A 26,191-nucleotide genomic window follows, 5' to 3' on the forward strand; every position below is an offset into this window, starting at 1 on the left:
ATACGGATCGGGGTCTGACAAGACGCGGCGCCAGCCGCGCGCGGGCCGCCTACGATGGCGCTGCCGGGAATCACTGCGCAGGACTTCGACTTCACGATAGACCCAACCCCTTGTGATTATCATGACGGGGACGGACCCACGCCGATGCAGAACGAATCTTATAGACCCATTCGTTTAAGCGTCAATCGGTTTGGATTGGGGTTAGTCCTTGCTTGCCGGCGGCGGGGAATGGTGCGTGCGCCAAGACGTGCGCTTGCGCGCTCAGGCGCCTGGCGGCGGCGCGTCGGCAAGGGTTTTCGCCAATTCGCGCACCACGCGCTTGCGGCGGTCGCTGTCTTCGTAGTGCTCGCCCAAGGCGGACCATTCAGGCCGGCTGCGGGCTTCTTTCAGCGCTTCGGGCAAGGGCCCCTTGCGCCAGGCTTCGTCCTCCGGATGGTCTAGTCTCAATGGGTCGCGCGCGGCGTGGCCGCGGCGCTCGAGTGCCTCGATCAGTTGGCGCTGGCGCAGGGCCAGGAGGCGCAGCACCGCGTCATCCACGCTGATTTCGCGCCAGCCGCGCAGCTTGCCGGCCACGCGCTTGCCTAGCTTTTCCACGCCTTGCCACAGGCCGCCGGCGGCGGCGCCGATCAGCATGCCTGTGCCCAGGCTCAGGCCGGCGCTGAACAGGTCCACGGCGGCTCCGGCCATGGCGCCGGCGGCGGCCCCCATGCCGACCTGCACGCCCATGTCCTTCAGCGCCTGGGGATGGAACAGGTCCATGCCCCAGCGCTCGCCTTGCAGGGGCAGCGCGTCGTCGGTGAAATCCGCCGCGCGGAAGTTATATAGCGCCAGCAGGGCATTGACGCAGGTCTGTTCGCGCTGGCGCACGTGATCGCGCAGCTTGCCCGATGCGGCGGCGAGCGCCGTGTCGTCGCTGGCGCTGGATACGTGCAGGGCCGCCACGTCGATCAGCAGATCGGCGAGCAGCTCGTAAGCCGCGTTGCGGCGCGCTTGGCGCTGCGCGGCCAGGCTGGCGGACAACCGGGCCAGCGCGGGGGCGTGCCGGTCCAGCAGCACGCCGAGCTTGGCGTAGAGCTGTTGTTCGCCATCCAGCGGCGGCGCGACGGTGTCGAACTCCACGACGGCGTGCAGGCCCAAGCGCGCCATGGCGGCGCGCCATTCGTCGGCGCGATGCGCGGGAGCGTTGACGAAATTCAGCACCGGCAGCAGAGGCCGGCCGCAGGCGGCCAGGATGGCGAGCTCGTCGCGGTGTTTGCCCAGCACCGGATCGCGCGCGTCGATGACATACAGCGCGGCGTCGCAGTCCAGCATCTTGGCCAGCACGCGGGCTTCCTGTTCGTAGCGGCCGTGAGCTTCGGGCGTATCGAGGAAGCGTCGGATGCGCGCCGGTCCGTCCAGGCGCTCTTGCGGGCTGTCCAGTTTTTCCAGGTATTCCAGCAGCGAGATGCTGTCTTCCATGCCCGGCGTGTCGAACCATTCCAGCACGGCCCGCCCTTCAAGCCGCAGGCGCGCGCCTTCGACGTGGCGCGTGGTGCCGGGACTGTCGGCCACTTCGCCGAAAGTGGTGTCGCGCGTCAGGGTGCGCAGCAGCGACGTCTTGCCGGTGTTGGTATGGCCGACCACAGCGATTTTGATGAGCTCTTCAGCCATGGCCGGACTCCAGCCAGCCGAACGGGGCGACGGGCGCTTGCAACACGGCATCGGCAGGCAGGCCGAGCGCAAGCAGGCGTTCGCGCCATAACGCTGCGCGGGTGGGCGGCGCATCGGCGCCTGCGCGCGGCGAGACCAGCCACACACGGGTCTGCTCCGCATGCGCGGCCAGTTCGGCGATCAGGGACAGTGTGCCGCGGTCCGGCGTCTGGCGCGCATCGCAGGCGATGAGCATGCGCGTGGCGGCCTTGCTGGCCAGCGCGTCCAGCACCCGGTTGCGTTCTTCGCGGGTGTCCAGATTGCCGGCCTGCTGGATGCCGCCCGGCATATCGGCGGGCGGCCATGCCAGGTCTGGCGGGAGCTCCAGACCCAGCAATACGGGCTGGCCGCCGAGGCCCGCCAGCGATGGCGCGCCGACTCGCGGTTCGTGCAAGGGGTCGACCGGGCGGTCTATGCCGGTGGACAGGGCGGGCGGTTCCAGACGGTCGCGCAAGGCGGAAAAGCCAGGCAAGGACGGATCGATGCGAAGGCCGCGCAGGGCGCGCAGCGAGCCGGCCACGCATAACGCGCCAGCCAGCAGGCGGGGCAGGATGCCGTAGACGACCAGCACGCCGATCAGCCAGAGCGACCACTGCACCTGCGCTTGGGCGGGCAGGGTCTGGGCGCCGTCGCTGGCGCGGATCATGGCCGCGTCCGGCATCGGAAATCCCAACTGCGCCGGCAGCCAGCCTATGGCCTGTGTCAGGCGCACGAAGGTGTCGGGCGCCAGCAAGGTGGTGGCCCAGATGAAGCGGTAGCTGGCGGTGGACAGCACGGCCAGCAGGACCGCCAGCGCGGCGCACAAGGCGGTGAGCCACAACAGGTGACTGATGCCGCCGAATAGCCAGCGCAACGCGCCCGCGCGGGCCAGCAGGTTCAGGAAGGCCTGCGGCACGAGCGCGCCGTCGGGGCCGCGGGCCAGCTTGCGCGTGGCCCAGAGCCAGACGCGCCCCAGTCCCGTGATGGACGAGGCCCGCAGCAAGAAGCTGGCGAGCCAAAGCACAAACGTGACCGCATGCAGGCCCAGCAATGCGCCCAGCGCCCACAATACGTTGACCGGCCGTGATCCGTCGCCCAATGCGCCCAGCGCGGCGCCGGCGCCGGAAAGCGCGGCCAGCAGGAACAGGGCGGCGAGGATGGCCAGGGCGCTGCGGCGCCAGGTGTTGACCAGGGATATGAGGTTGTCGCGTTGCGCCAGCAGCGCAGCGCGCGCCAGGATGCGCGAGGGCAGATCAATGTCCTGCTGCCGCACGCGGCGCACTGCGTCCGCGTCTTCCAGCGGTCCCCAATGGGCTTCGCGCAGGCGGATCAACTCGGCCAGCCAGTGCGCGCGCACGGGGCCGGCGTTGACGGGGTCAGCCGTAGGGATGGAATCGCGAGAGGTCGTAGACGGCATCGCGTCGGGCAGCGGTACGGTCAGGCCCCTGGGGGCGGTGGACCATTGTAGACCGGGCGGGCCGGGAAACGGGGCCGTAGCGCCGGCTCAGTGCCTGGCGCGCGCGCTGCGGTATTGTCCAGGCGTGACGCCCACGGCGTCACGGAAGACCCGCGCCAAGTGGCTGGCGTTGCCGAAGCCGCTGGCCTGGGCGATGCCGGCGAGGTCGCCCTTGCCAGCCTCCAGCAGTGTGCGCGCGTGCGCCAGCCGCCGTGCCCGCACCCAGGCGTGCGGGGGCTCGCCGAAAGAGGTGTGGAACATCCGGGCGAAATGGTAGGTCGAGAGCGCCGCCACGCCGGCCAATTCGTCCAGAGTCAGCGGTTCGGCCAGATGCGCGTCGACATAGTCCATGATGCGCCGGCGCACGGCAGGCGCCAGGCCGCCTCGCAGCGGTGCTCCAGGCTTGCGTGCCACGCCCTGGTTGAGCAAGTGGTGCAGCACGGTTTCGGCCGCGCTGCTGGCCGCCAGCCGGTCGGCGGGCTGGTTCCAGTCGGTGCCCATCAGTTGCCGGCACACGTCGATCAGCGACTCGTCATGGATGTAGGTGCGGTCGCGCAGCTCCAGCGTGCGGGGCTCGCAGTCCAATCGCATGACGGCTTCGCGGGCCAGGCGTTCCGGCGCGATGTACAGGTGCAGGAAGTGCACGGTGTCGTTCATGCTCCAGCGCGAGTAGTGCTCCGAGGGCAGCACGCAGAACTTGCCCGCGCCGCCATGCAGGGTGTCCTGACCCACGCGGAACGACTTGTCGCCGCCGTGCAGGTAGAGCGACAAGGTGTGATGGCCGGGGTTGTCGTAGCCCAGCGTCTCGCGGGCGCTGCGCGACCATTGCGAGATGGCGAGGCCCTCGCCCAGCGTGGCGGCGCGCCCCAGCGTCGCGGTGGAGCTCGACAGGGTGCGGAAAACAGAGAAATCGGCCGGAGCCGAAGCGACGGTAGCCATATGGATGGAATGCTACTGCGATCTCGCGCGCGACGCGCGCGCGCAAGCAAGAAAACCGCAAGAACCGGCAATCCTGGCCAGTCGGGCGGGTGCACACTGGCTTCCCGGACCGCCCTTCCGCGTCCCTGTTTCAGCACAGCATCGTGAACCTCTTCCTGTATTTTCTTACCGTCGTCATCTGGGGTACCACCTGGATCGCCATCAAGCTTCAACTGGGCGTGGTGGCCATTCCGGTCTCCATCTTCTACCGGTTTGCGCTGGCAGGCATGGTCCTGTTCGTGGTCCTGGCGCTGACCCGCAAGCTCCAGAAAATGGACCGGCGCGGCCATGGCCTGTGCGTGGGCCAGGGGCTGTGTCTCTTCTGCCTGAATTTCCTGTGCTTTTACACGGCGACGCAATGGATCCCCAGCGGCCTGGTGTCGGTGGTGTTCTCGGCGGCGACGCTATGGAATGCGTTGAACGCCCGCCTGTGGTTTGGCACCCGCATTGCGCCACGGGTGATGGTGGCCGGCGGGCTCGGCTTTTCCGGGCTGGTGTTGTTGTTCTGGCCGGAACTGGCAGGCCAGGAGGCCAGCCATGAAACCTTGCTGGGCCTGGGCTTCGCCTTACTGGGCACATTCTGCTTTTCGACGGGCAACATGCTGTCATCCCTGCAACAGCGCGCGGGCATCCGGCCCTTGACCGGCAATGCCTACAGCATGCTTTACGGCGCGACCATCCTGCTGGTGGGCTGCTTGGCTGCCGGCCTGCCGTTCGAATTCGATACTTCGGCTTCCTACGTGGGCGCCCTGCTTTATCTGGCCATCCCCGGGTCCGTGATCGGCTTCACCGCCTATCTGACACTGGTGGGCCGCATGGGGCCGGCGCGCGCAGCCTACTGCACCGTGTTGTTTCCGGTCGTGGCCCTGAGCGTGTCCACCTTTGCCGAAGGATATCAGTGGACGGCGCCGGCCCTGCTGGGCCTGGCGCTGGTGATGTTGGGCAACCTGCTGGTCTTTACCAAGTGGACGCCCTACGCGCGGCGCACCGCGGCCTGCGATGCATAGGCACGCGCAGGCTAGCGGGCCAACGTGCGCAAGCCTTGCAGCAAGCGGTCGATCTCCGCGTCATTGGTCAGGTAGCTGACCGACGCCCGCGCGATCTGCGTCAAGCCTCGCGCTTGCATATCCAGCGGGGTGTAGGGCACGCCGTTGCTGCCGATGGTGATGCCCTGCGCGGCCATGGCGCGCTGGACCGATACCGCGTCCTGGCCGGCTACGTTGAAGGACACCAGGCCCGAGCGTTCCTGGCCCTGGTCCAGAACCGTGATGCCCGGGATGGCGGCCAGTTCCGTTCGCAGTGACTCGGCCGTGGCGTCGATGCGCGCGCGTATGGCTGGCAGGCCGATGTCCAGCGCTTCCTGCAAGGCGTTGGCCAGGCCGCAGCGCAGCGCCAGCGAGGCTTCCGCGGATTCCAGGCGAGCGGCATCCGGGCGCAGCACAGGCTCGCCGTCTGCGCCCAGAGGCGCGGAGTGAGTGTCGACGAAGGCGGGTGTGAGCCGGTCCAGGAAGCCGCGCCGCACGTACAGCAGGCCGGTGCCGCGCGGGCCGCGCAAAGCCTTGCGGCCCGCGCCGCTCAATACGTCGCAACCGATCTGGGCCACGTCCACCGGCAATTGGCCGACCGCCTGTGCCGCGTCCACGAAGTACGGGATGCCGTGGCGGCGTGCCACGCTGCCGACGGCGGCGGCGGGATTGATCAGGCCGCCATTGGCCGGCAGCCAGGTCAGCGCGATCAAGCGCACCCGTTCGTCCAGCATGGCTTCGAGCGCCTGGGCGTCGACGCAGCCGCTATCGTCTGAAGGGATGGTCTCCAGCGTGGCGCCAGCGCGCTGCGCCTTGAGCCGCATGACGGCCAGGTTGCCGCCCCATTCGTGGCGGCCAACCAGGATGCGGTCGCCCGGGAGCCAGGGTTCCAGCGCCGCGAACGCCGCTCCCCAGCCGGGCGAGTTGCCACCCGTCAGAGCGACTTCGGCCGGGTCCGCGTTCAGCAGTCTCGCCACCAGTGCGCGGGCTTTCTCCGTCAGTTCGCGGGATGCCACGCCCGCTTCCATGGGCCCCTGCGTGGCTTCGCGTTGCAGGTGCGCCTGGATGGCCTGCAGCGTCGCCGCCGAGGGCAGCGATGCTCCTGCATGATTGAAGTGGACGGTGGTCTGCGTACCCGGCGTCTGGGCACGCAACGCCTCTATGGTGCTGGCGGTCAAGGGGGCGGACATGGCGGCTCCGGCGGGAATCAGGCTTGCGTCAGGGCGATCACGGCTTCGACTTCCACTGCCACGCCCTGCGGCAGGGAGGCCACGCCGACGGCGCTGCGCGCATGGCGGCCTGCGTCGCCGAAGACCTCGACCATCAGGTCCGAGGCGCCGTTGGCGATGGCGCTTTGGCGATTGAAGTCCGGCGTGCTGGCCACGAACACCCCCAGCCGCACGACGCGGGCCACGCGATCCAGCTTGTCGCCGGTGGCGGCGGCAATTTGCGACAGGAGGCCCAGCGCCGACAGGCGCGCGGCTTCCACGCCGTCGGCATCCGAGACTTGGTCGCCCAGGCGTCCCAGATACGCTGCCTTGCCGCCCTTGCGGGATATCTGGCCCGAGATATACAGCAGGTTGCCTTCCTGCACGAACGGCACGTAGTTGGCAGCCGGCGCGGCAGCGGCTTCGAGGGTCAGGCCAAGTTCGGCCACGCGGCCGGAGATCGAGCGGGTCATGAGGGACTCCTGGATTGGGAAAAAAAGGGCAACCCCCATGCTATCGGCCGTGACGGAGCCTGACCAATCAATTTTCACGCAGTACGCATGAGTAAAACTAATGTGTTTCGTCCTGGGCCGCTTGCGTAAGCCATGCATGGAAGCGCTGGGCCGCAACGCCCAGCGCGCCGCGGGGCGTCACGTACCACCAGCCGATGCGGGGAGCTTCCAGCGTGGTCCCCGGCAGGGCCTCCACCAGCGCGCCGCTGGCGAGCTGGGCGCCTATGAGGCGGTGGCGGCCCATCGCCATGCCTTGCCCCGCGAGGGCGGCTTCCACCACGATGTTGTAGTCGTGCAGCCGCACGGGCTGTACTCGCCCCAGGTCGACACCATGGTGCCGGGCCCACGCGTCCCATTCGAAAGGATGGCGGGCATGCGAGGCGAGCAACGGGAAGCGCAGCAGATCCTGCGGCGTGCGCGGACGTTTCCTGCCCGCGATCAGCGCGGGGGCGCAGACCACCGACAGCCGCTCGGTCATGATCAGCCGCGCGCGCACGCCGGGCCATACGCCGCGCCCGTAGCGGATGGCCACGTCGACCTCCCCGCCCGCGACGTCCGCCAGGCCAATGTCTGGCTGCAATTGCAGATCGATGTCCGGATGCGCGGCGCTAAACGCCGCCAGGCGAGGCGCCAGCCAACGCGTGGCGAACGAGGCCAGCAGCCCGACACGCAGCGTCTGGCGCACCGCTTCGGGAGCGCGTATCTCATCGGTGCCCTGGCGCAGCAGTTCGAAGGCCGCATGCACGCGTTCGTAGTAGGACTGCCCGGCCGCGGTCAGCGCCACGGCTCGTGTGCGCCGCTCGAATAGCGCAACACCAAGCTCGGCTTCCAGGCGCTGGATATGGTGGCTGATGGCGCTTTGCGTCACGAACAGTTCTTGCGCGGCCAGTGAAAAGCTCATGCGCCGCGCAGCCGCTTCAAAGGCGCGCAAGGAGACCAACGCAGGCAGGGATCGCACAGAACGCATGGGACTAGCGGTAGTGGTGAGATGAAGTGCGCACCATCGTACGCCGCGCGCGGCGCCAATGGGCCGAAGCGCCGCGTCCAAATGCAAAAGGCCCGCAACAAGTTGCGGGCCCTTCAGTACTGCATTCTTTGGCTCCCCGAGCTGGGCTCGAACCAGCGACCTGCGGATTAACAGTCCGTCGCTCTACCGACTGAGCTATCGGGGAACAGGTAGAGGGGGCGAATTATGCACAAAAAATCGAAAGAATGCAAAACGGGTTGGCTGCGCCGATTCAAGTGCCCTGTATGGCCTGCGCGGTGCGGAAGAGCTGGGGCACGATGTCGCGCAGCAGGCGGTCGACGGGGTAGTCGTGGCGCGGTGCGCTGACGCTGATCGCGGCCAGGGGCAAAGACTGTGCGTCGCGCAGCAGGACGGCGGCGCCGACCTGGTTTTGCAGCACCTGGTCTTCGGTCAACGCATAGCCGTCATCGCGGGCCTGGCGGATCAACGCCATCAATGCTTCCGGTTCGACCACGGTGCGCGGGGTGAAGGCGCGCGGCGGTGCGCGCAGCAGCGCCTGGCGTACCGCCGCGTCGTCGCGCTGCGCGAGCAGGATGCGTCCCGCGCTGTTGCACCACGCAGGCATGCGGCGGCCGGGCAGCATTTCCGCCAGGGTCATTTGCCGGCTGGGCAGACGCAGCAGATAGACCATGTCGCAATCCGCCAGCACGCTCATGTGCACCGCCAATCCGCAGCGGTCGCGCAGTGCGACCAGATGCGGCGCGGCCATGGAGACGAGGCGGTCGCTGCGCAGGAAAAAGTAGCCCAGTTCGACCACACGCGGACCAAGGCGGTAACGGCGCGACGCTGCGTCCTTGACCAGATAGCCCAGGCGTTCCCAGGTATGCACGAAGCGCTGCGCGGCGCTCTTGCCTAGTCCCGTCTGCGTGGCGATGTCGGTCAGGCCCAGCGAGTCATTGGCGTCCCGGAACGCCTCCAGCACGCGCACGCCTTTCTCAAGCGACGCGACGTACAGGGGATCGTCCGCTGGATCGGCCGGAGACAGCGATGCCGTCGATTCGGCGGGGGTGCTGGAGGGCTGGCGCGTTTTCATGAGGGTTTCTCGCATGCGGGGAAGCGATTTGGCCGCCGCGAGTGGCCGCCAGCGCTAGTTTCCCCGAATTGTCCCGTACAGGAATTCCCACTATAAAGTTGATTATTCAATACTTTGTATTGCATAGCAATACTAATGCGGGACAAATGACATTTCAATCGAACCTGTGCGACATGACTGCCGTCGCCTTGCGTGCAGAAATCGCAGCCGGGCATTTGAGCGCCCGCGAAATCGTGGCAGCGCACCTGCAGCGCATCGAGACCTGGAACCCGCGAATCAATGCCATCGTGACGCTGGATGCCGAAGGCGCGCTGGCCAACGCCGCCCGCGCCGACGAGCGCCAGGCTCGCGGCGAGATCCTGGGCTTACTGCATGGCCTGCCCGTCGTGCATAAGGATTCGTTCCTGACGGCGGGCATGCGCACCACCTATGGATCTCCGCTATACCGGGATTTCGTTCCGGAGCGTGACAGCCTGATCGTCAGCCGTCAGCGCGCCGCCGGCGCCATCACCCTGGGCAAGACCAATCTGCCCGAATTTGGCGCGGGTTCGCAGACCTTCAATACGGTGTTCGGTGCCACCCGCAACCCCTACGACCCGCGCTTGACCGCTGGCGGCAGCAGCGGCGGCGCGGCCGCCGCGCTGGCCGCCCGCATGGTGCCGCTGGCGGATGGCACCGACATGGGAGGCTCTCTGCGCAATCCGGCGTCCTTCTGCAATGTGGTGGGCCTGCGGCCTTCGCCGGGGCGCGTGCCGCAATGGCCCACGGCAAGTCCCTACAACACGCTGACCGTGGCAGGTCCGATGGCGCGCACGGTGGCTGACGCAGCCCTGCTGCTCGCCGCCACCGCTGGGCCGGACACCAGGGATCCGCTCGCCATCGACCAGGACCCCGCCAGCTTCCTGGGCAGCCTGGAGCGCGATTTCAAAGGAGTGCGCGTTGCCTATGCGCCGAACTGGGGAGGCTTGCCGGTGGAACCTGGCGTAGTCGACGCGCTGGAACAGAGCTTGCCGGTCTTCGCGGAGCTGGGAATGCATCTGGAGCACGCCTGCCCGGACTTCACCGGCGCGGACGCTTCGTTCCAGGCATTGCGCGGACAGACCTTCGCGGTGGGTTATGAGACCGCGCTGCGCGAGCACCGGCATTTGTTGAAGGACACGGTGGTCTGGAATATCGAACTCGGCCTGCAACAGCCGGCGGCCGCCGTGGTGCAGGCCGAAAGGGATCGCGCGGCGCTCTTCGCGCGCATGCATGCATTCATGCAGACCCATGAATTCGTTGTCGGCCCCGTCAGCCAGGTACTGCCTTTTCCCGTCGAACAGGAGACGGTCAGCAGCATCGAGGGCACGCACATGCGCAATTACATCGATTGGATGCGTTCGGGCTACTACTTGTCGCTGACGGGCCACCCGGCCATTTCGGTGCCCTGCGGGTTCACGGCAGAGGGGCTGCCCGTGGGCATCCAGATCGTCGGACGGTATCGCCAGGAGCGCGCATTGCTGCAAATGGCGCATGCGTTCGAACAGGCCACGCAATGCTGGCGCCGGGCCCCGGTGCTGGCTGACTGAATACTCATAACCTACACAAGGGGGATTTCGCATGATCAAGCACCTAGCCAAGGCCGCATTCTTGTGTGGTCTGGCCGCCGTGCCGGCCCTGGCGCCGGCCCAGGACTACCCAAGCAAGCCAATCACGATGGTCGTGCCCTTCCCGCCGGGAGGCTCCACGGACGTCATTGGCCGCCTTTTCGCCGCCAAGCTCGGCGAGCGCCTGCGGCAGACCGTCGTGGTCGAGAACAAACCCGGCGCCAACACCGGAATCGGCGCTGCGGCAGTCGCGCGAGCCGCGCCTGATGGCTATACGTTCATGATTACGGGGGCGCCTACCTTTACGCTCAATCCGCTGCTGTATCCAAATCTGAACTACGACCCGATCAAGAGCTACGAGTATGTGGCGATCGCCGGCAGTACGCCTTTCGTGATCCTCACCAATGCGCAAACAGGCATCAGCACCGTTGCCGACATCAAGAGCAAATCCGGCGCTCAACCACTGAGCTTCGGTTCCTTCGGCAATGGCTCCACGCCGCACATCGCGGGCGAATCGTTGGCCCAGCGCACCGGTGCCAAGCTGCTGCACGTGCCCTACCGCGGCAGCGCGCCCGCGATGGCAGACCTGCTGGGCAACCAGATCCCGCTGTCGATCGACACGCTGGTCGCCGGCCTGCCGCAGATCAAGGCAGGCAAGGCGCGTGCGGTGGCCTTGACCGGCAGCGCCCGCTCCGCCCTGGTGCCCGACGTGCCCACGGTCGCGGAAAGCGGCCTCGCGAACTATGACTTCGAGACGTGGTTCGGCGTGGTCCTGCCGAAAGGCACGCCGGCGCCTATCGTCGCGCGCTTGTCCAAGGAGATCGAGGCGGTCATGGCCGAACCCGATACGCGGGCCAAGCTGGAACAGCTGGGATTCGACGCCACATACGCGGATCCCGCAGCGTTTCGCCGCAAGGTCGAAACCGAACTGGAACGCAACGTGGCCATCATCAAGGCCGCGGGAATCAAGCCGGATTGAACCAGGCGCCCACGCGGGCAAAGAAAAGGCCGACTCGGGGAGTCGGCCTTTTCATTCAATCTTGGTGCCGGTGAAAGGAATCGAACCCTCGACCTTCTCATTACAAGTGAGCTGCTCTACCAACTGAGCTACACCGGCGCTGCGTGCCGGGGCACGCGCAGGGTCTGCATTGTAATGAAAAAAATGCAGGTCCTGCGTGGGATGACTTATTTGACGATGGTCAGGCGCGGACGCTTGGGTTCGTCGTCGTCACCGCCACCGTCGCCAGGAGCTGCGTCGGCGTCGGAGCCTTCCGGCGCGGCGGTGACCGTGGCGCCTTGGGCGCCCGCTTCCGGCGGTTCGTAGGGCTGCACTTCGAAGCCCATGCCGGCGCCGGTTTCGCGCGCGTAGATGGCGCTGACGGCACCCACGGGAACGTAGACGTTTTCGGTCACGCCGCTGAAGCGGGCTTGGAATTCGATGAATTCGTTGCCCAGCACCAGGCGGTTGGTGGCCAGCGTGCCCACGTTCAACGTGATCTGGCCGTCGCGCACATGGGCGACGGGCACCATGGTGTGCTCGTCGACCTGCACGGTGATGTAGGGCGTGTAGCCGTTATCGGTGCACCATTCGTGCAGCGCGCGGATCAGGTACGGTTTGGTCGAAGTTTCACCCATCACGCAACCAGCCTTAGCGACGCATCACTTTTTCCGAAGGCGTCAGCGCTTCGATGTAGGCCGGACGCGAGAAGATGCGCTCGGCGTACTTTTGCAGCGGAGCCGCATTCTTGGGCAGTTCGATGCCGTAATGGTCCAGGCGCCACAGCAGCGGAGCCACGGCCACGTCGAGCATGGAGAATTCCTCGCCCAGCATGTACTTGTTCTTCAGCAGCATGGGGGCCAGTTGGGCCAGGCGATCGCGGATGTTCTGGCGCGCGTTGGCGAGCTTCTTCTCGTCGGGCTTGGCGCTGCGGTCTTCCAGCGTCGAGACGTGCACGAACAGTTCCTTCTCGAAGTTGTAGAGGAACAGGCGGGTGCGGGCGCGCATGACCGGGTCGGCGGGCATGAGCTGGGGATGCGGGAAGCGCTCGTCGATGTACTCGTTGATGATGTTCGACTCGTACAGGACCAGGTCGCGTTCGACCAGAATGGGCACTTGACCGTACGGGTTCATCACCGAGATGTCTTCGGGCTTGTTGTACAGGTCGATGTCGCGGATCTCGAAATCCATGCCTTTTTCGAACAACACGAAGCGGCAGCGTTGCGAAAACGGACACGTGGTTCCGGAATAGAGCACCATCATGGCGGTAAGTCCTTTATTGAAAAACGAAAGGCCAGCGCCTTAATCTAGCAGGCGCTGGCCCCAATTGCCAGGCGGGATAGGCGTACAGCCCTATCCGCCGATACCGTCCCCATTTGCAATGGGGGACGGATAAAAACCTGGCGGGGCGTTGCGGTTAGCGCACGTGTTTCCAGTACGAGGCATTGAGGCGCCAGGTAACCAGGAAGAACAGCAGCAGGAACAACATGACACCGACGCCGAGACGGACGCGGAATGTCTGGACGGGTTCGGCCATCCAGGACATGAACGCCGTCAGGTCGGCGACGTCGTTGTCGTATGTTGCGACTTGGGCCGGGTTGGCGGCCTTAAATTTGGCATCGAAGGTGGCATGGCCGTGGTAGTTGGCTACCGGCTCGGCCTTGACCGTGGAAAAACCCTGTGCATCGTACACCGTGGTGACGCGTTCCCAGGTTTTGGGGGCGCCTTCCTTGCCTTCCACCTCATGCATGGCGACGGTCGTGAGCTCGCGCGGACCCTGCACTTCCCACAGCGCGTGGGGCATGCCCACGGCCGGGAAGACCAGGTTGTTCCAGCCCGTGGCACGCGACGTGTCGCGGTAGAAGGTGCGCAGGTAGGTATAGATGTAGTCGGCGCCCGAGGGGCCGGCGTTCACGGATTTGGCGCGCGCGATCACGGACAAGTCCGGGGGCGTCGTGCCAAACCACTGCTTGGCGTCCTTCGGGTTCATGGCGACGTTCATCATGTCGCCGACCTTTTCGCCGGTGAACAGCAGGCTTTCCTTGATCTGCTGGTCGGTCAGCCCGATGTCCTTGAGCTTGTTGTAGCGCATCGAGGACGCGCTATGGCAGTTCAGGCAGTAGTTGACGAACAGCTTGGCACCGTTCTGCAGCGACGCCATGTCGTTGACGCGGTACGGGGCCTTGTCCAGGGGATAGCCGCCTCCGGCGGCGAGGGTGGCGGTACACGTGAGCATCAAGGCCACGGCACCAATCAGCTTCTTGATCATGGTTAATCCGTTATCTGGTGGGCTCAGTGGGCGTGGAACGTGACGCGGTCAGGCACTTGCTTGAAAGTGCCCAGGCGGCTCCAGACCGGCATCAGGAAGAAGAATGCCAGGTACAGCAGCGTGCCGATTTGCGACGTGACGTTCAACGGCGGACTGGGCGGCTGCGTACCGATGTAGCCGAGCACCAGGAAGTTGACCATGAAGATGCCGTAGATCCACTTGTGCCAGGTCGGACGGTAGCGGATCGACTTGACCGGGGAATGGTCCAGCCACGGCAGGAAGAACAGGATGACGACCGTGCCGCCCATGGCGACCACGCCCCAGAACTTGGCGTCGATCACGCGCAGCAGCACGGCCACGACGATCAGGATGCCGGGGACGGCGATGCGCATGAAGCCCTTCAGGTTGCTCTTGACGAGCAGCGCGATGGCGCCCAGCACGGAAGCGCCCGCCAGCACCCAGGTGAACTCGTCGGTGGTGGCGCGCAACATCGAGTAGAACGGCGTGAAGTACCAGACCGGAGCGATGTGCGGAGGCGTCTTCAGCGAGTCGGCGGGGATGAAGTTGTTGAACTCGAGGAAGTAGCCGCCCATTTCCGGCGCGAAGAACACGATGAACGCGAACACGAGCAGGAAGCCGGCCACGCCCATCAGGTCATGCACCGAATAGAACGGGTGGAACGGGATGCCGTCCTTGGGACGCCCGTACTTGTCCTTCGGGCCTTGCTTGATCTCGATGCCGTCCGGGTTGTTCGAGCCGACCTCGTGCAGCGCCACCAGGTGAGCCGCGACCAGGCCCACCAGCACCAGGGGGATGGCGATGACGTGGAAGGCGAAGAAGCGGTTCAGCGTGGCATCCGACACGACGTAGTCGCCGCGGATCCAGATGGACAGTTCAGGGCCGATGAAGGGAATGGCCGCGAACAGGTTCACGATCACCTGGGCGCCCCAGTAGGACATCTGGCCCCAGGGCAGCAGGTAGCCGAAGAAGGCTTCCGCCATCAGACAGAGGAAGATCGCGACGCCGAAGATCCACACCAGTTCGCGCGGCTTGCGGTAAGAACCGTAGAGCAGCCCGCGCAACATGTGCAGGTACACGACGACGAAGAACATCGACGCGCCGGTGGAGTGCATATAGCGCACCAGCCAGCCCCACGGGACCTCGCGCATGATGTATTCGACGGACTGGAACGCGCGTTCGGCGTCCGGCTTGTAGTGCATGACCAGGAAGATGCCGGTCACGATCTGCAGCACCAGCACCAGCAGGGCCAGTGAGCCAAAGAAATACCAGAAGTTGAAGTTCTTCGGCGCGTAATACTCGGACAAATGGGCTTTCCAGGTGGAGGTCACCGGGAAGCGCCGGTCCAGCCAGCCCAACAGGCCTGTCGTCTCGACGGTTTTCTCGCCAGCCATGTAACGGCTCCTTCTCTCACGTGGCGTAATGCGGATTTACTTACGTAATTCGGGAAAATAGCGCGACGCGAGCGTCAGGCCTTGTTGTCTTCATCGACGCCCACGATGATGCGGGTGTCGGTGAGATATTGGTACGGCGGGACTTCGAGGTTGTCAGGCGCGGGCTTGTTCTTGTAGACACGGCCTGCCAGATCGAAGGTGGAGCCGTGGCAAGGACAGAGGAAACCGCCTTGCCAGTCGGCGCCGAGGCCGCCGCCTTTTTCGAAGTGAGCCGTGGGCGAGCAGCCCAGATGGGTACAGATGCCGACGCAGACGAAGATCTCAGGCTTGCGCGAGCGGCCTTCGTTTTCGGCGTATTTGGGAGTGAAGCCGGGGCGCTTGGACTCGGGGTCGGCAAGCAGCGGGTCCTGAGTCTTCAGGCCGGCGAGTTGTTCAGGAGACCGGTGGATGATCCAGACCGGCTTTCCGCGCCATTCAACCGTCTTCATGGTGCCGACGGGAATATCGCCGACGTCCACTTCAACGGGAGCCCCGGCAGCGCGGGCTTTTTCGGAGGGAGAAAACGTGCTCACAAGCGGCACTGCCGTTGCGACACCTGCTACGCCACCCACAGCACAGGCGGTGGTAACCCAGAAACGTCGCGAAGGATCAGGTGGCAGGTTGGGATCAACCGCACCGTCATCATCGTGCACCAGCGTATCCTGACTCATCTTCCTATCCTTGTTGATGCGCCCGCTCTACGAGTAGCATCACCTCTGCGGCATCGGGTTCGCGGGAATTTGTAACAACATAGCAACCGCGTATTATAGCGCCAGCCCACTCACGGGCGTATCACGAAGGGAGTGCTTTTATGAGCAAAGCGACTGGTTTCGTCAAAGAATTTCGAGATTTCGCTGTCAAAGGCAACGCAGTGGACCTGGCGGTCGGTGTCATCATCGGCGCGGCGTTCGGCAAGATTGTCGATTCGCTGGTCAAGGACATCGTCATGCCGCTGGTCAACTTCATCCTCGGCGGCTCAGTGGATTTCTCGAACAAATTCCTGGTTCTGTCGATGCCGTCCGGCTACAACGGCCCCATGACCTACGCCGATCTCACCAAGGCCGGCGCCAACGTGTTTGCGTGGGGCAACTTCGTCACGATCATCATCAACTTCGTGTTGCTGGCCTTCGTGATTTTCTGGATGGTCAAGGCCATCTACAAGGCCCGCACCAAGGCCGAAGAGGCGCCGGCGCCCGCTGCCACGCCCGAAGACGTGGCCCTGCTGCGCGAAATCCGCGACCTGCTCAAGAAGCCCTGATTCGACTATGCCGCAGGCCCGGGTTCGGCGCAGACGCGCGGGTCCGGGCCTCGGCGAGCGGTCGTTCCCGCCGGCGCATGCCGGCCTCCGCTGAACGACACGCTGCCTGGTCTTTTTCCCCGTCAGTCCCGTCCCGCAGCCATTTGCCGTTCGATGCGACGCGCGAACATGGCGAAGCTTGCGCGCACGATGCTGGGCTTCAGCAGGAAGTCGTGCGATTCGGCTGCCAGCGCATCGTTCACCGGCTTCACCTCGCCATATGCGGCGGCGGCCTGCAATTGGTTGCGGGCCGCGCGCTCGATCAGCACCGACAGGTACAGCGCTTCCTCGATGCAGGATCCGGCGGCCAGAAAGCCGTGGTTGGCCAGCAGGATGCTGCGCTTGTCGCCAAGCGCCGCGGAAATGATTTCACCCTCCTGGTCGGCGATGGGCAGGCCGGGCCATTCCTTCAGGTGGGCGCAATCGTTATGGAATGGCGTGGCGTCCATGTGCGCGACGACCAGCGGCTGGCCCGTCATGGACAGCGTCGAGACATAGGGTGGATGCGTGTGGATGATGCATTGCACGTCGGGCCGCTGGCGATAGACCCAGAAGTGGAAACGCACGGCCGGGTTGGGCGTGCCCGGGCCTTCGAGCGCTTCCATGTGCTCATTGATGCGGATGACCGAGTCCGGGACAACTTCATCGAAGGCCTGGGCCATGGGCGTTGTCAGGAACGTGCCGTCCTCCTTGCGCACGGTGATCTGGCCCGCCAGGGTTTCTGAATGGCCTTCACTGGCGAGAATGCGGCAGCTCAGGGCAACCTTTTCCTTCTCGCCCCAGTTCCCGAAGTCGAGCTTGTTCGCGGAGCGCGCAAAGAAGGCGTCGGCATGGGCTTGTTTTTCCAGCATGGGGTCTCCTTGGGGATAATGGCTTAATTACACGCCCGCCTCCGCTGCCGGCGATTGACCGATCACGAACGTGGGTTGATCGAAAGCGACAGGACAGTGGGCGCTTTTCGGCCATTGTTGGCCGGCCCGATCGAGTGTTCCGAGCATGCCACGCGCCAGCCACACCGCCCCTCATTCCGTCCGGCCCGCCTGTACCGAGGCGGACCTTAACTTCGCGCCGCAATTCCGCCCTTTCTATGCGCAGGAGATTGCCGGCTACGAGCGCGAACTGGACAAGCTGGTGCTGCCGGGCGAATTCCGGGCCTTGACCGAACATCCGCGCCTGCAATTGCAGGCCTGTCGCCTGCGCGCAGGCGGATTGGTGGTGAGCCTGGAGTCCACGCCGATCAGCGTGCAGCACCGCGCGGAGCACGCGGCTGATCTGGAACATGCGGAATTCCTCGCAAGCTTCGTGATCGCGGGACACGGCGTCATCGTCCAGAACGAGGCCACCCTGCCGCTGGAACCTGGCGACATTATTTTCCGGACGACCGCGCTGCCGTCCGAGATCCGGATGTACACCGATTCGCGCATCGTGGTGGTCAAGGGGCCGTTGTCGCGCCTGTTGGGCGCGCACAGCCTGGCGATGTCGCAGTTCACCGCGCAGCGCGGCGTGGCCGGCCTGCCCATGGTGCAAACCGCCCATCGCTGCCTGCATCATGTGTTCTTCGACAAGGCGGAATCCAATCCCACGTCGTCGGTGTTCGCCGAACAGGCATTGTTGGCCTTGCTGGCGTCCATCTACACCAGCCAGGCGTTGGAAAAGATACCGGGAGATGCGCGCGCGCCCGCGGATAACTGGCAGGTGCTTGCCAGCTATATCGACGCCCATATCACCGATCCGGAACTCTCGGTGCAGGCAGTGGCGGATGTGCTGCGCGTGACTACGCGCTGGGTGCACCGCTTGTTCAAGATGCGGTCGCTGCAATACACCAGCTATGTGCGCGAACGCCGCCTGCAACTTGCGCGGGAAGCGCTGGAGGATCCTCGGCGCTCGCACGTGGAGATCAAGGAAATCGCTGCGTCTTGCGGCTTTCAGCATGCGAGCCATTTCATCCGGCGCTTCCATGAACGTTTCGGCATGTCCCCCGCCGTGTATCGCAAGACGGCCGGAAGCGGCGGCGCGTAGTTTCGCGCCGCCGGCACAGGGCCGGATCCGGCGCGTCAGCCGCGGCGCAGGTCTTGTTGCGTGGGCTTCATGAGGAAGGCCGAGGTGCCCGCGACGATACCCAGGAACGCGAGATAGACGCCGACCGGCAGGATGCTGTCGAACTTCTGGACCAGCGTGGCCGAGATCAGCGGCGCCAGGCCGCCGCCGATGGCTGCCGAGAATTGGACGCCGATGGAAAGTCCGGAATAGCGCAGGTCCGCGGGAAACTGGGCACTGTAAAGGCTGGACTGCGGCGCGATCATGATTGCGTAGTTGAAGGCCATGGCGATGAACACGGCAAGGCTGTATGCCACCAGCGACCCGCTGCCCACCGCGAGAAAAATGGGAATGGCCATGACACCCAGGAACATTCCTCCCCAGCCGCAGACGCGACGCGCGCCAATGCGGTCGGCCAGCACGCCAAACAGCGGAATGGTGAACATCAGCACACCGGCGCCATACAGCAGGGCATGCAGCGCGTCGGCGCGGCTGAATCCCAGCTTGGAGACGGCGTAGGACACCGAGAAAACGAGGAAGGTATAGATCAGCGTGACTTCGGCGATCTTGCAGCCTATGCACAGCAGCAGCGATTTGCCGTGCGCGCGCAGCAATTCTCCCAGCGGCATTTTGTCTTCCAGCGACTGCCTGGACTGTGCCTTTTCGCGTTTGACCTGTTCGAACTCAGGCGACTCGTCGATACCGTGGCGGATGAAGAGGCCCACCACGATGAGCACGGCACTGGCGAGAAATGGCAGGCGCCAGCCCCAGGACAGGAAGTCCTCCTCCGGCAATCGCGTCACCAGCGCGAAGGAGCCCACCGACAGCAGGATGCCCAAGGGCGCGCCCACCAGCGGCAGGCTGCCGAAAAACGCCTTCCATTTTGGCGGCGCGTGTTCGACGGCCATCAACATCGCGCCGCCCATCTCCCCGCCGAACGACAGCCCCTGGCCGATGCGCAGCACCACCAGCAGCACCGCCGCCGAAATGCCGATCTGTTCGTAGGTCGGCAGCAGCCCGATGAGCACCGTGCATATGCCCATGAGCAGCAGGCTCAGGGTCAGCATGGACTTGCGGCCGATGCGGTCGCCGAAGTGGCCGAACAGGATGCCGCCGATGGGCCGCGCGAGCATGCCACTGGCAAACGCGCCGAACGCGGCCAGTGTGCCGGTCACCGGGTCGAATTGCGGAAAGAAGATCTTGTTGAACACCAGTGCCGCGGCGGTGCCGTAGGCGAGAAAGTCGAAGGCTTCGACGGCGGTGCCGATGACGGTCGCCACGGCGACCCGGAACAGGTTCGGTTTTCGATGTGATTGGGCAATAGGCTGCGCGGCCTGGATGGCGTCCATGTCATTCCCTCTTGTCTTGTCGTAATGGTTGTTGTCGTAGCGCGCGGGCTCACGGGCCCGGCGGCACGTACCCGGGCAACTGCTGAATGCGCTTGCGCCATGCCGCGATGGCGGGATAGGCGGTCATGTCGATGTCGGCTTCTTCCGCCAGCGCCGTGTAGCCGTAGCAGGCAATGTCGGCTACGGTCGGCGCATCGCCGCCAGCCAGCCAGGTGTTCTCCGCAAGACGCTTTTCCATGCGGCCCAGGACGCGGTCCGTGCGGGCCTGCATCCCGGGCACGTCGAGCAGCGCGTCGCTGACGCCCAGGTGATGGGCCGCTTCGGCGTTGCTGACGACACGCGTCAACCGCAGCGGCTGCAGGCTGTTTGCGATTTCGTTGGCCGAGACCGAGATCCAGGCATGCATGGCGCCCAGGCGGGACAGCGGCGCCAGCCACTGGGGGGCGTAGTGATGCGCCAGGTGCAGCAGGATGGCGTGGCTGTCCCAGATGGCGGTGTCACCGTCGGTCAGCGCGGGGATCTGCTGGAAGGCGCTGATGCGCTCGAACGCATCGGTCTGGTTCTTGCGGGCCAGCACGTCGACGAAGGTGCTTTGGTAGCCTTTACCGATGAGCGCAAGAAAGAGGCGAACCTTGTAGCAGTTGCCGGAGCGTGGGTGGTCGTAGAGTGTCAGCATTCAATGGCTCCGCAGGGAGGATGCCCAGCCGGGACAGGCCCGGCCGCGGGCGGCTGCATGGAATGCTAGGGCGGCGGATTGCGGCCGGAATTGACAGGGAGAGAACCGCGATTGACCAGATGCGACGCACAGGCGTTGCATTGATCGCGCACTCTGGTTTTCCCGTAGCTGAGTCGGGCCGATTCGGGCGGCGAGGCGGTCCAGGCCACCCTGGGTGCCATGAAATGAAAACGCCCCCTTGCGGGGGCGGTTGGCGGGTTGTGGGCGGTGCCTGTCAGGCCGGGTTGTCGATGTCGACGAATTCGACCTTGATGCCGAAGCGCTCCGCGACCGCTTGTCCCAATGCCTGTACGCCGTAGCGCTCGGTGGCATGGTGGCCCGCCGCGATGAAGCCCACGCCGGTTTCGCGCGCGAGATGGACCGTGGATTCGGAGACTTCACCCGTGATGTAGGCGCTGGCGCCCGCGTCCACGGCGTCGCCCAGCATGCCTTGCGCGCCGCCCGTGCACCAGGCCACGCGCGCCAGCGGCAGGCCGGGATCGCCCACCACCAGCGGCTGGCGCCCCAGGCGCTCGGCCACGCGTTCGCCCAATTGCCCCAGCGTAGCCACGCCGTCGGCAGCCCCGAGCCAGATCAGGTTGTCGGGGCCACAGGTTTGCGGCGCGCCATCGTCGCGCAGCGCGGGTGTCAGGCCCAGCACGCGCGCCAACTGCGCGTTGTTGCCCAGCGTGGGATGCGCGTCCAGCGGCAGGTGGTAGGCGTACAGATTGAGGTCGTTTTTCAGGGCCAGGGCCATGCGCGCGCGGCGGGTGCCGATGACGCGGCGATCTTCATTGCGCCAGAGCCAGCCGTGGTGCACCAGCACCGCATCCGCGCCGCGCTCGACCGCCACGCGCAGCAGGGCCTCGCTGGCCGTGACTCCGGCGATAATGTGTGCGATTTCGGATCGGCCTTCCACCTGCAGCCCGTTGGGGCAATAGTCTTTGAAGCGCGCCGCTTGCAGGGTGTCGTCCAGCCAATTGGCCAGGACGTGGGAGTCCACTTTACTCATAGCTAGTCCTATCAGAATCATGCGCCGATATTGGCTGATCTTCGCTCAGGCCGTCACGGTCTGCCTGGGTATTCTATTCGTGGTGACGACCTTGCGGCCCGACCTGCTGCGCCTGGCAGGGCCGGCGGCCGGCCCCCAGCCCGCAGCCGCCGCGGCAAGGCCGCCTGCCACACGCGCCACCGCCGCGGCGTCCTATGCGGATGGCGTGGCTCGCGCGGCGCCCTCCGTGGTCAACGTATACACCACCAAGCACGTGAACGTGCCATTGATCCCCTTGCCCGACGATCCGGTGCTGCGCCAGTTCTTCGGCCAGGTGCCGGGCGTGACGCGGCGCCAGGCCTCGACGAGCCTGGGGTCCGGCGTGATCGTGAACCAGGACGGCTACGTACTGACCAACTATCACGTGGTGCAGGCGGCGGACGCGATCGAGGTCGCGCTGGCGGACGGTCGCCGCGACGCCGCGAAGGTGGTGGGCGCGGACCCGGACACCGATCTGGCCGTGCTGAAGCTTGCCACCTTGCGCGCCCTGCCCGCGGCCACGTTGGCGCCGGATCGGGGCTTGCGTGTGGGCGACGTGGTGTTGGCCATCGGCAATCCGTTCGGCGTGGGACAGACGACGACTCAGGGAATCGTGTCGGCGCTTGGCCGTAACGGGCTCGGCCTGAATACATACGAGAACTTCATCCAGACCGATGCGGCGATCAATCCCGGCAATTCGGGCGGCGCGCTGGTCGACGCCGCGGGCAACCTGGTCGGCATCAACACCGCCATCTATTCGGAATCGGGCGGGTCGATGGGCATAGGCTTCGCCACGCCCATCGAGATTGCGCGCAAGGTCATGGATGAGATCGTCAGGACGGGCGGGGTCAAGCGCGGGTGGCTGGGTGTGGAGCCGCAGGACGTGACGCCGGAGCTGGCGCGCGCCTTCGGGCTGGACCGCGATACGACGGGCGTGATCATCGCGGGGATGATGCGCGACGGACCCGCGGCGCGCGGCGGCTTGCGCGTGGGCGACATCGTGCAATCCGTCAACGGCAAGCGCATGGCCGACACTACCAGCCTGTTGTCGGAGATTGCGCAGCTGCCGCCCGGCCAGAGCGCCACGCTGGGCATATTGCGCGCGGGCAAGCCGGCAGAGCTGGCGGTAGTGGTGGGGACTCGTCCCGGAAAACCACGCTAGGACGAGCCTGGCCCAGGAGCGGGTGCGGCGGGCGGCTTCACCATGAGGCGCACCGCCGACAGGATGGTTTTCTTGATGCTGTCGGGCTGATGCCGCAGCAGCGCGGAGATTTCCGCCAGGTAGCCGTCGGTGGCGATGTCCAGGGGATTGGCGCTGCAGGGAGGCGCGTCCCCTTCCGGACCCACGCCATCCGTCAGCCAGGGCACGCTGGTGTCCAGCGCGCGCGCCAGCCGCAGCAAGGTGGTGCGCGACGGCGAATAGCGATCCTCGCGCACGAGGATCCGATGAATGCACGATTGCGGTACGCCGGAGATGCGCGCCAATTGATTTTGGCTTTTGATGCCGCGCCACCGCATCAGGGTGTGCAGCCGTTGGGCGAGTGACATGAGGGCAATGTAGATTCGCCGCGGGTCGCCCACAAGGTGAAACGGTCCTGCTTTGTGGGCAGGACCGTCGGTGCAGGTCAGTGGCGTTCAGTCAGCGAGTCCGAACCGGCCTCGCTTTGCGCATCCGGTTTTGGCGTCACCATGCGAGCGCAGATCAAGCCGACTTCATACAACAGGCACAGCGGCACGGCCAGCATGAACTGGCTGACCACGTCGGGCGGGGTGACCACGGCGGCGATGATGAAGGCGCCGACCACCACGTAGCCGCGAGCGGCCTTCAGCTTGGATAGTTCGACCACGCCCATCTTCACCAGCAGCACCACTGCCACGGGCACTTCGAACGTGATGCCGAAGGCCATGAACATCGTCATGACGAAGCTCAGGTAGGCCTCGATATCCGGCGCCGGCGTGATGGATTGCGGGGCGAACGTGGCGATGAAGTGGAACACCGTGCGGAACACCACGAAATAGCAGAACGCCATCCCCGCGATGAAGAGGAAGGTGCTGGAGATGATGAGCGGCAGCGCCAAGCGCTTTTCGTGCCGGTACAGGCCGGGTGCCACGAAGGCCCAGGCCTGGTAGAGCACCACGGGCAGCGCGACGATGAACGCGGCCATCATCGTGACCTTGACCGGCACCATGAATGGCGTGATGACGCCGGTGGCGATCATGCGCGTGCCTTCCGGCAGCGAAGCCAGCATGGGCTGGGCCAGCACGTCGTAGATGGCCGACGCGCCCGGGTAGATGAACAGCACGATGAATACGCCGATCACGGCGGCAGCGGCGCGCAGCAAGCGGGTGCGCAGCTCGACCAGGTGGGAGATGAAGGTCTCCTGCTGGCCTTCTTCTTGGGAGGCGTCCTGGGTCACGTCGGGGTTCCGGAGGGCGCGACGGGCTTGGCGGCGGGCGCGGCGTCGTCGGCCTTGGGCGCGCTGGGCGCGGGTTGTTCAGTGGCAGCGGGGGCAGGCGTCTGCACCGCAGGCAGGTCCAGATCCAGGCTATGGTTCTGGCCGGGCGGGGGCGCGATGCTGCGTTCGGGTTCGGCCGGGCTCGCGCTGGCGGCGGCAGGCTCGGTCTTGACGCTGGCTTCGCGCGCGACTTCGTCGAGTTCCGCGCGGAATTGCTGGACGGGTTCCTGCAGCGAGGCCTGGGTTTCGTTCAGCGACTTCTGCACGCCCTGGGCGGCATCTTCCATCTCGCTCTTGAACTTGCGCAGTTCGTCGAGTTCGATTTCCCGCTGGATATCGGATTTCACGTCATTGACGTAACGTTGCGCGCGCCCGAGCAGGTGGCCGACGGTGCGGGCAACCTTGGGCAGGCGTTCGGGGCCGATGACGATCAGGGCAATGACGCCGATCACCATCAGTTCAGTGAAGCTGACATCAAACATTCGACGGCCGCTCGGGAGTGGATGCAATAAGGGCCGGCCTGTTCAGGACGGCCCGGGAGCCGAGCAGGCGCTCAGGAGTTGGATTTTTCCTTGGCCTGCACGTCGATGGTTTCGCCGGAGACGCGCTGCTGCGCGATCGGTTCGGCCGGCTTGTCGCCGTTGGCGTCCTTCATGCCTTCCTTGAAGCCCTTGACCGCGCCGCCCAGGTCCGAACCGATGTTGCGCAGCTTTTTGGTGCCGAAAATCAGCGCCACGATGACCAGGACAACCAACCAATGCCAGATGCTGAAACTACCCATGATGTTTCTCCGAATTACGCGGTGGGGGCCACGCGCCCTTTCCAGGGACGCGAGCCGCCGATGATGTGGAAATGCAGATGCGGGACTTCCTGGCCGCCTTCGACGCCAGAATTGATCATGATGCGAAATCCGCCATCAGGGCCCGGACGGCAACCGTTTTCAGCGGCTAGCCGCGGCGCTAACGACATCATTCTACCCAACCATTCTGCGTCCTCCCCCTTAATATCCTGCATGGATGTGACATGACGTCGAGGGATCAGCAATAAATGTACCGGCGCGGCCGGATTGATGTCGTGGAACGCAACAAAGTCCTCGTCCTCGTAGACTTTCTTGGACGGGATCTCGCCAGCGGCGATCTTGCAGAAGATACAGTTGTCGCTCATTTTTCTGGGTTCCGTGTTCAGTCTTGCGGGCGGCTGGCCTTTTCCACCAGGCCGGACAGGCCTTCGCGGCGGGCCAGTTCGGCCAATACGTCTTCGGGCCGCAGCCTGAAATGCGTCAAGGCCACCAGGCAATGGAACCACAGGTCGGCGGTTTCGCTGACGATGCGGTCCGGCACGCCATCCTTGGCGGCCATGACGAGTTCGGTGGCTTCCTCGCCGATTTTCTTGAGGAAGGCGTCCGGGCCCTTGGCCAGCAGCTTGGCCGAATAGGAGGCTTGGGGATCGCCGCCGTTTTCAGGGCGGCGGGTTTCCAGGGTATCGGCGATGCGCGCCAGGATTTCGGCGGCGCTTGCGGCTTGAGCGGTCATTTGTAGATCAGTTCGGGGTCTTTCAGCACGGGGTCCACCGTGATCCAGGAGGCCTGGTCGGTCTGGCCTTCCAGGCGGCGGTAGAAGCAGCTGGCGCGTCCGGTATGGCAGGCAATGCCGCCCTGCTGGTGGATCTTGAGCAGGATGACGTCGCCGTCGCAGTCCAGGCGCAGTTCATGGACCTCCTGGGCGTGGCCGGATTCCTCGCCCTTGCGCCACAGGCGCTGGCGCGAACGCGACCAGTAGACCGCTCGCCCGGTGGCGGCCGTTTCGGCGAGCGATTCGCGGTTCATCCAGGCCACCATCATGATCTGGCCGTTTTCGGCGTCCTGCGCGATGGCGGGTATCAGGCCGTTTTCGTCGAAGACGACGTCGGCCATCCAGGCGGGTTCGTTGCTCATCTCATTCATCCGTTGTCCTCGCGCGGCGCCTTGCAGGCCGCCACTGGCGCGTGGGGACTCATAATCTTACGGCAATACCTTGTTGCACGCCTGAGAGGGGCGTCCCAAACTGATCCAGACTATCCCCAATTCAGCCCGGCCGAGCCGGGTTTTTCATTGCGTGC

29 protein-coding genes and 2 tRNA genes are annotated in these 26,191 nt (G+C 65.4%); 6 read left to right on the forward strand and 25 right to left on the reverse strand.

Annotation, left to right across the window (positions count from 1 at the left end):
* Positions 1-261: 261 nt before the first annotated feature.
* From CEY08_RS06465 to CEY08_RS06475, 3 genes are all read right to left on the reverse strand, one after another.
* A complete protein-coding gene (locus CEY08_RS06465; protein WP_063639196.1) occupies positions 262-1,650 on the reverse strand; it encodes a GTPase/DUF3482 domain-containing protein in 1,389 nt (462 codons plus the stop codon).
* Complete coding sequence (locus CEY08_RS06470; protein ID WP_076816973.1) at positions 1,643-3,085, reverse strand: DUF2868 domain-containing protein; 1,443 nt, start codon at positions 3,083-3,085, stop codon at positions 1,643-1,645. Before CEY08_RS06470 ends, CEY08_RS06465 begins: the two co-directional genes overlap by 8 nt.
* 87 nt (positions 3,086-3,172) lie before the next feature.
* Positions 3,173-4,063 carry an AraC family transcriptional regulator gene (locus CEY08_RS06475; protein ID WP_076816975.1) on the reverse strand — a complete coding sequence of 297 codons (891 nt, stop codon included), beginning with the start codon at positions 4,061-4,063 and terminating at the stop codon, positions 3,173-3,175.
* A gap of 143 nt (positions 4,064-4,206) precedes the next feature.
* Between CEY08_RS06475 and CEY08_RS06480 the strand changes: the two genes are divergently transcribed.
* Positions 4,207-5,109, forward strand: a complete 903-nt coding sequence (locus tag CEY08_RS06480) for a DMT family transporter (RefSeq protein ID WP_042797459.1) — start codon at positions 4,207-4,209, stop codon at positions 5,107-5,109.
* An 11-nt stretch (positions 5,110-5,120) separates the two neighbouring features.
* Here the strand turns inward: CEY08_RS06480 and CEY08_RS06485 are convergent, their stop codons facing one another.
* The 5 genes from CEY08_RS06485 to CEY08_RS06505 form a co-directional block, all read right to left on the reverse strand.
* Complete coding sequence (locus CEY08_RS06485; RefSeq protein WP_076816977.1) at positions 5,121-6,317, reverse strand: aminotransferase class V-fold PLP-dependent enzyme; 1,197 nt, start codon at positions 6,315-6,317, stop codon at positions 5,121-5,123.
* 17 nt (positions 6,318-6,334) lie between these two features.
* Positions 6,335-6,808: a RidA family protein gene (locus tag CEY08_RS06490; RefSeq protein ID WP_063639200.1), complete on the reverse strand. Its 474-nt coding sequence runs from the start codon at positions 6,806-6,808 to the stop codon at positions 6,335-6,337.
* A 97-nt stretch (positions 6,809-6,905) separates the two neighbouring features.
* Positions 6,906-7,814: a transcriptional regulator GcvA gene (gene gcvA, locus CEY08_RS06495; protein ID WP_063961242.1), complete on the reverse strand. Its 909-nt coding sequence runs from the start codon at positions 7,812-7,814 to the stop codon at positions 6,906-6,908.
* Positions 7,815-7,943: 129 nt separating this feature from the next.
* Positions 7,944-8,019: transfer RNA gene (locus CEY08_RS06500), tRNA-Asn, on the reverse strand.
* Positions 8,020-8,085: 66 nt separating this feature from the next.
* Positions 8,086-8,907 (reverse strand): IclR family transcriptional regulator, encoded by an 822-nt coding sequence (locus CEY08_RS06505; RefSeq protein ID WP_076816979.1) that lies wholly within the window; start codon positions 8,905-8,907, stop codon positions 8,086-8,088.
* Between the two features lie 146 nt (positions 8,908-9,053).
* On the opposite strand from CEY08_RS06505, the gene CEY08_RS06510 reads away from it, so the two are divergent.
* Positions 9,054-10,475: an amidase gene (locus CEY08_RS06510; RefSeq protein ID WP_063639544.1), complete on the forward strand. Its 1,422-nt coding sequence runs from the start codon at positions 9,054-9,056 to the stop codon at positions 10,473-10,475.
* Positions 10,476-10,506: 31 nt separating this feature from the next.
* Positions 10,507-11,472 (forward strand): Bug family tripartite tricarboxylate transporter substrate binding protein, encoded by a 966-nt coding sequence (locus CEY08_RS06515; RefSeq protein ID WP_042795725.1) that lies wholly within the window; start codon positions 10,507-10,509, stop codon positions 11,470-11,472.
* A 62-nt stretch (positions 11,473-11,534) separates the two neighbouring features.
* Here CEY08_RS06515 and CEY08_RS06520 read toward each other — a convergent pair.
* The 6 genes from CEY08_RS06520 to petA form a co-directional block, all read right to left on the reverse strand.
* Positions 11,535-11,610, reverse strand: a tRNA-Thr gene (locus CEY08_RS06520).
* Between the two features lie 68 nt (positions 11,611-11,678).
* Positions 11,679-12,128: a ClpXP protease specificity-enhancing factor gene (locus CEY08_RS06525; protein ID WP_042795724.1), complete on the reverse strand. Its 450-nt coding sequence runs from the start codon at positions 12,126-12,128 to the stop codon at positions 11,679-11,681.
* Positions 12,129-12,141: 13 nt separating this feature from the next.
* Positions 12,142-12,753 (reverse strand): glutathione S-transferase N-terminal domain-containing protein, encoded by a 612-nt coding sequence (locus CEY08_RS06530; RefSeq protein WP_006388039.1) that lies wholly within the window; start codon positions 12,751-12,753, stop codon positions 12,142-12,144.
* A gap of 154 nt (positions 12,754-12,907) precedes the next feature.
* Positions 12,908-13,759 (reverse strand): cytochrome c1, encoded by an 852-nt coding sequence (locus tag CEY08_RS06535; RefSeq protein ID WP_042795723.1) that lies wholly within the window; start codon positions 13,757-13,759, stop codon positions 12,908-12,910.
* Between the two features lie 23 nt (positions 13,760-13,782).
* On the reverse strand, positions 13,783-15,171 hold the full coding sequence (locus tag CEY08_RS06540; RefSeq protein WP_042795722.1) for a cytochrome b: 1,389 nt from the start codon (positions 15,169-15,171) through the stop codon (positions 13,783-13,785).
* 74 nt (positions 15,172-15,245) lie between these two features.
* Entirely contained in the window at positions 15,246-15,881 is a 636-nt protein-coding gene (gene petA / locus CEY08_RS06545) for a ubiquinol-cytochrome c reductase iron-sulfur subunit (protein WP_042795721.1), read from the reverse strand.
* 140 nt (positions 15,882-16,021) lie between these two features.
* Between petA and mscL the strand changes: the two genes are divergently transcribed.
* Positions 16,022-16,468, forward strand: coding sequence for a large conductance mechanosensitive channel protein MscL (gene mscL, locus CEY08_RS06550; protein ID WP_076816981.1), 447 nt, complete (start codon positions 16,022-16,024; stop codon positions 16,466-16,468).
* 122 nt (positions 16,469-16,590) lie between these two features.
* Here the strand turns inward: mscL and CEY08_RS06555 are convergent, their stop codons facing one another.
* The gene (locus CEY08_RS06555; RefSeq protein ID WP_076816983.1) at positions 16,591-17,358 is read right to left on the reverse strand and encodes an aldolase; all 768 of its coding nucleotides are present in this window, start codon (positions 17,356-17,358) and stop codon (positions 16,591-16,593) included.
* Positions 17,359-17,503: 145 nt separating this feature from the next.
* Here CEY08_RS06555 and CEY08_RS06560 point away from each other — a divergent pair, with 145 nt between their 5' ends.
* Positions 17,504-18,526 carry a helix-turn-helix transcriptional regulator gene (locus CEY08_RS06560; RefSeq protein WP_076816986.1) on the forward strand — a complete coding sequence of 341 codons (1,023 nt, stop codon included), beginning with the start codon at positions 17,504-17,506 and terminating at the stop codon, positions 18,524-18,526.
* A gap of 35 nt (positions 18,527-18,561) precedes the next feature.
* Here CEY08_RS06560 and CEY08_RS06565 read toward each other — a convergent pair whose 3' ends face one another.
* The 3 genes from CEY08_RS06565 to CEY08_RS06575 all read right to left on the reverse strand — a co-directional run bounded on the left by CEY08_RS06565 (position 18,562) and on the right by CEY08_RS06575 (position 21,620).
* Positions 18,562-19,893, reverse strand: coding sequence for an MFS transporter (locus tag CEY08_RS06565; protein WP_076816988.1), 1,332 nt, complete (start codon positions 19,891-19,893; stop codon positions 18,562-18,564).
* A 49-nt stretch (positions 19,894-19,942) separates the two neighbouring features.
* On the reverse strand, positions 19,943-20,569 hold the full coding sequence (locus tag CEY08_RS06570) for a glutathione S-transferase family protein (RefSeq protein ID WP_076816990.1): 627 nt from the start codon (positions 20,567-20,569) through the stop codon (positions 19,943-19,945).
* A gap of 274 nt (positions 20,570-20,843) precedes the next feature.
* Positions 20,844-21,620: a Nif3-like dinuclear metal center hexameric protein gene (locus CEY08_RS06575; RefSeq protein ID WP_076816991.1), complete on the reverse strand. Its 777-nt coding sequence runs from the start codon at positions 21,618-21,620 to the stop codon at positions 20,844-20,846.
* 19 nt (positions 21,621-21,639) lie between these two features.
* Between CEY08_RS06575 and CEY08_RS06580 the strand changes: the two genes are divergently transcribed.
* The gene (locus CEY08_RS06580; RefSeq protein WP_076816993.1) at positions 21,640-22,800 is read left to right on the forward strand and encodes a trypsin-like peptidase domain-containing protein; all 1,161 of its coding nucleotides are present in this window, start codon (positions 21,640-21,642) and stop codon (positions 22,798-22,800) included.
* On the opposite strand, the gene CEY08_RS06585 is transcribed toward CEY08_RS06580, so the two are convergent.
* The 7 genes from CEY08_RS06585 to hisI all read right to left on the reverse strand — a co-directional run bounded on the left by CEY08_RS06585 (position 22,797) and on the right by hisI (position 26,027).
* Positions 22,797-23,186: a helix-turn-helix domain-containing protein gene (locus CEY08_RS06585; protein ID WP_076816995.1), complete on the reverse strand. Its 390-nt coding sequence runs from the start codon at positions 23,184-23,186 to the stop codon at positions 22,797-22,799. The two genes, CEY08_RS06580 and CEY08_RS06585, sit on opposite strands and share 4 nt — an antisense overlap.
* Before the next feature lie 77 nt (positions 23,187-23,263).
* Entirely contained in the window at positions 23,264-24,055 is a 792-nt protein-coding gene (tatC, locus tag CEY08_RS06590) for a twin-arginine translocase subunit TatC (protein ID WP_042795714.1), read from the reverse strand.
* Positions 24,052-24,576: a Sec-independent protein translocase protein TatB gene (tatB, locus tag CEY08_RS06595; RefSeq protein WP_076816997.1), complete on the reverse strand. Its 525-nt coding sequence runs from the start codon at positions 24,574-24,576 to the stop codon at positions 24,052-24,054. Before tatB ends, tatC begins: the two co-directional genes overlap by 4 nt.
* Positions 24,577-24,647: 71 nt before the next feature.
* The gene (gene tatA, locus CEY08_RS06600; protein ID WP_042795712.1) at positions 24,648-24,875 is read right to left on the reverse strand and encodes a Sec-independent protein translocase subunit TatA; all 228 of its coding nucleotides are present in this window, start codon (positions 24,873-24,875) and stop codon (positions 24,648-24,650) included.
* A 14-nt stretch (positions 24,876-24,889) separates the two neighbouring features.
* On the reverse strand, positions 24,890-25,258 hold the full coding sequence (locus CEY08_RS06605) for a histidine triad nucleotide-binding protein (RefSeq protein WP_042795711.1): 369 nt from the start codon (positions 25,256-25,258) through the stop codon (positions 24,890-24,892).
* A 17-nt stretch (positions 25,259-25,275) separates the two neighbouring features.
* Positions 25,276-25,626 carry a phosphoribosyl-ATP diphosphatase gene (locus CEY08_RS06610; protein ID WP_042795710.1) on the reverse strand — a complete coding sequence of 117 codons (351 nt, stop codon included), beginning with the start codon at positions 25,624-25,626 and terminating at the stop codon, positions 25,276-25,278.
* Positions 25,623-26,027 (reverse strand): phosphoribosyl-AMP cyclohydrolase, encoded by a 405-nt coding sequence (hisI, locus tag CEY08_RS06615; protein WP_042795709.1) that lies wholly within the window; start codon positions 26,025-26,027, stop codon positions 25,623-25,625. The genes CEY08_RS06610 and hisI overlap by 4 nt, the downstream gene beginning before the upstream one ends.
* Positions 26,028-26,191 lie beyond the last annotated feature (164 nt).

The organism is Achromobacter insolitus, from assembly GCF_002209555.1.
Taxonomy (GTDB): domain Bacteria; phylum Pseudomonadota; class Gammaproteobacteria; order Burkholderiales; family Burkholderiaceae_B; genus Achromobacter; species Achromobacter insolitus.

Coding starts and splice junctions, on each gene's coding strand:
- CEY08_RS06465 (WP_063639196.1), bottom strand. CDS start 1,650: ATGGCTGAAGAGCTCATCAAAATCGCTGTGGTCGGCCATACCAACACC.
- CEY08_RS06470 (WP_076816973.1), bottom strand. CDS start 3,085: ATGCCGTCTACGACCTCTCGCGATTCCATCCCTACGGCTGACCCCGTC.
- CEY08_RS06475 (WP_076816975.1), bottom strand. CDS start 4,063: ATGGCTACCGTCGCTTCGGCTCCGGCCGATTTCTCTGTTTTCCGCACC.
- CEY08_RS06485 (WP_076816977.1), bottom strand. CDS start 6,317: ATGTCCGCCCCCTTGACCGCCAGCACCATAGAGGCGTTGCGTGCCCAG.
- CEY08_RS06490 (WP_063639200.1), bottom strand. CDS start 6,808: ATGACCCGCTCGATCTCCGGCCGCGTGGCCGAACTTGGCCTGACCCTC.
- gcvA (WP_063961242.1), bottom strand. CDS start 7,814: ATGCGTTCTGTGCGATCCCTGCCTGCGTTGGTCTCCTTGCGCGCCTTT.
- CEY08_RS06505 (WP_076816979.1), bottom strand. CDS start 8,907: ATGAAAACGCGCCAGCCCTCCAGCACCCCCGCCGAATCGACGGCATCG.
- CEY08_RS06510 (WP_063639544.1), top strand. CDS start 9,054: ATGACATTTCAATCGAACCTGTGCGACATGACTGCCGTCGCCTTGCGT.
- CEY08_RS06515 (WP_042795725.1), top strand. CDS start 10,507: ATGATCAAGCACCTAGCCAAGGCCGCATTCTTGTGTGGTCTGGCCGCC.
- CEY08_RS06525 (WP_042795724.1), bottom strand. CDS start 12,128: ATGGGTGAAACTTCGACCAAACCGTACCTGATCCGCGCGCTGCACGAA.
- CEY08_RS06530 (WP_006388039.1), bottom strand. CDS start 12,753: ATGATGGTGCTCTATTCCGGAACCACGTGTCCGTTTTCGCAACGCTGC.
- CEY08_RS06535 (WP_042795723.1), bottom strand. CDS start 13,759: ATGATCAAGAAGCTGATTGGTGCCGTGGCCTTGATGCTCACGTGTACC.
- CEY08_RS06540 (WP_042795722.1), bottom strand. CDS start 15,171: ATGGCTGGCGAGAAAACCGTCGAGACGACAGGCCTGTTGGGCTGGCTG.
- petA (WP_042795721.1), bottom strand. CDS start 15,881: ATGAGTCAGGATACGCTGGTGCACGATGATGACGGTGCGGTTGATCCC.
- mscL (WP_076816981.1), top strand. CDS start 16,022: ATGAGCAAAGCGACTGGTTTCGTCAAAGAATTTCGAGATTTCGCTGTC.
- CEY08_RS06555 (WP_076816983.1), bottom strand. CDS start 17,358: ATGCTGGAAAAACAAGCCCATGCCGACGCCTTCTTTGCGCGCTCCGCG.
- CEY08_RS06560 (WP_076816986.1), top strand. CDS start 17,504: ATGCCACGCGCCAGCCACACCGCCCCTCATTCCGTCCGGCCCGCCTGT.
- CEY08_RS06565 (WP_076816988.1), bottom strand. CDS start 19,893: ATGGACGCCATCCAGGCCGCGCAGCCTATTGCCCAATCACATCGAAAA.
- CEY08_RS06570 (WP_076816990.1), bottom strand. CDS start 20,569: ATGCTGACACTCTACGACCACCCACGCTCCGGCAACTGCTACAAGGTT.
- CEY08_RS06575 (WP_076816991.1), bottom strand. CDS start 21,620: ATGAGTAAAGTGGACTCCCACGTCCTGGCCAATTGGCTGGACGACACC.
- CEY08_RS06580 (WP_076816993.1), top strand. CDS start 21,640: ATGCGCCGATATTGGCTGATCTTCGCTCAGGCCGTCACGGTCTGCCTG.
- CEY08_RS06585 (WP_076816995.1), bottom strand. CDS start 23,186: ATGTCACTCGCCCAACGGCTGCACACCCTGATGCGGTGGCGCGGCATC.
- tatB (WP_076816997.1), bottom strand. CDS start 24,576: ATGTTTGATGTCAGCTTCACTGAACTGATGGTGATCGGCGTCATTGCC.
- tatA (WP_042795712.1), bottom strand. CDS start 24,875: ATGGGTAGTTTCAGCATCTGGCATTGGTTGGTTGTCCTGGTCATCGTG.
- CEY08_RS06605 (WP_042795711.1), bottom strand. CDS start 25,258: ATGAGCGACAACTGTATCTTCTGCAAGATCGCCGCTGGCGAGATCCCG.
- CEY08_RS06610 (WP_042795710.1), bottom strand. CDS start 25,626: ATGACCGCTCAAGCCGCAAGCGCCGCCGAAATCCTGGCGCGCATCGCC.
- hisI (WP_042795709.1), bottom strand. CDS start 26,027: ATGAGCAACGAACCCGCCTGGATGGCCGACGTCGTCTTCGACGAAAAC.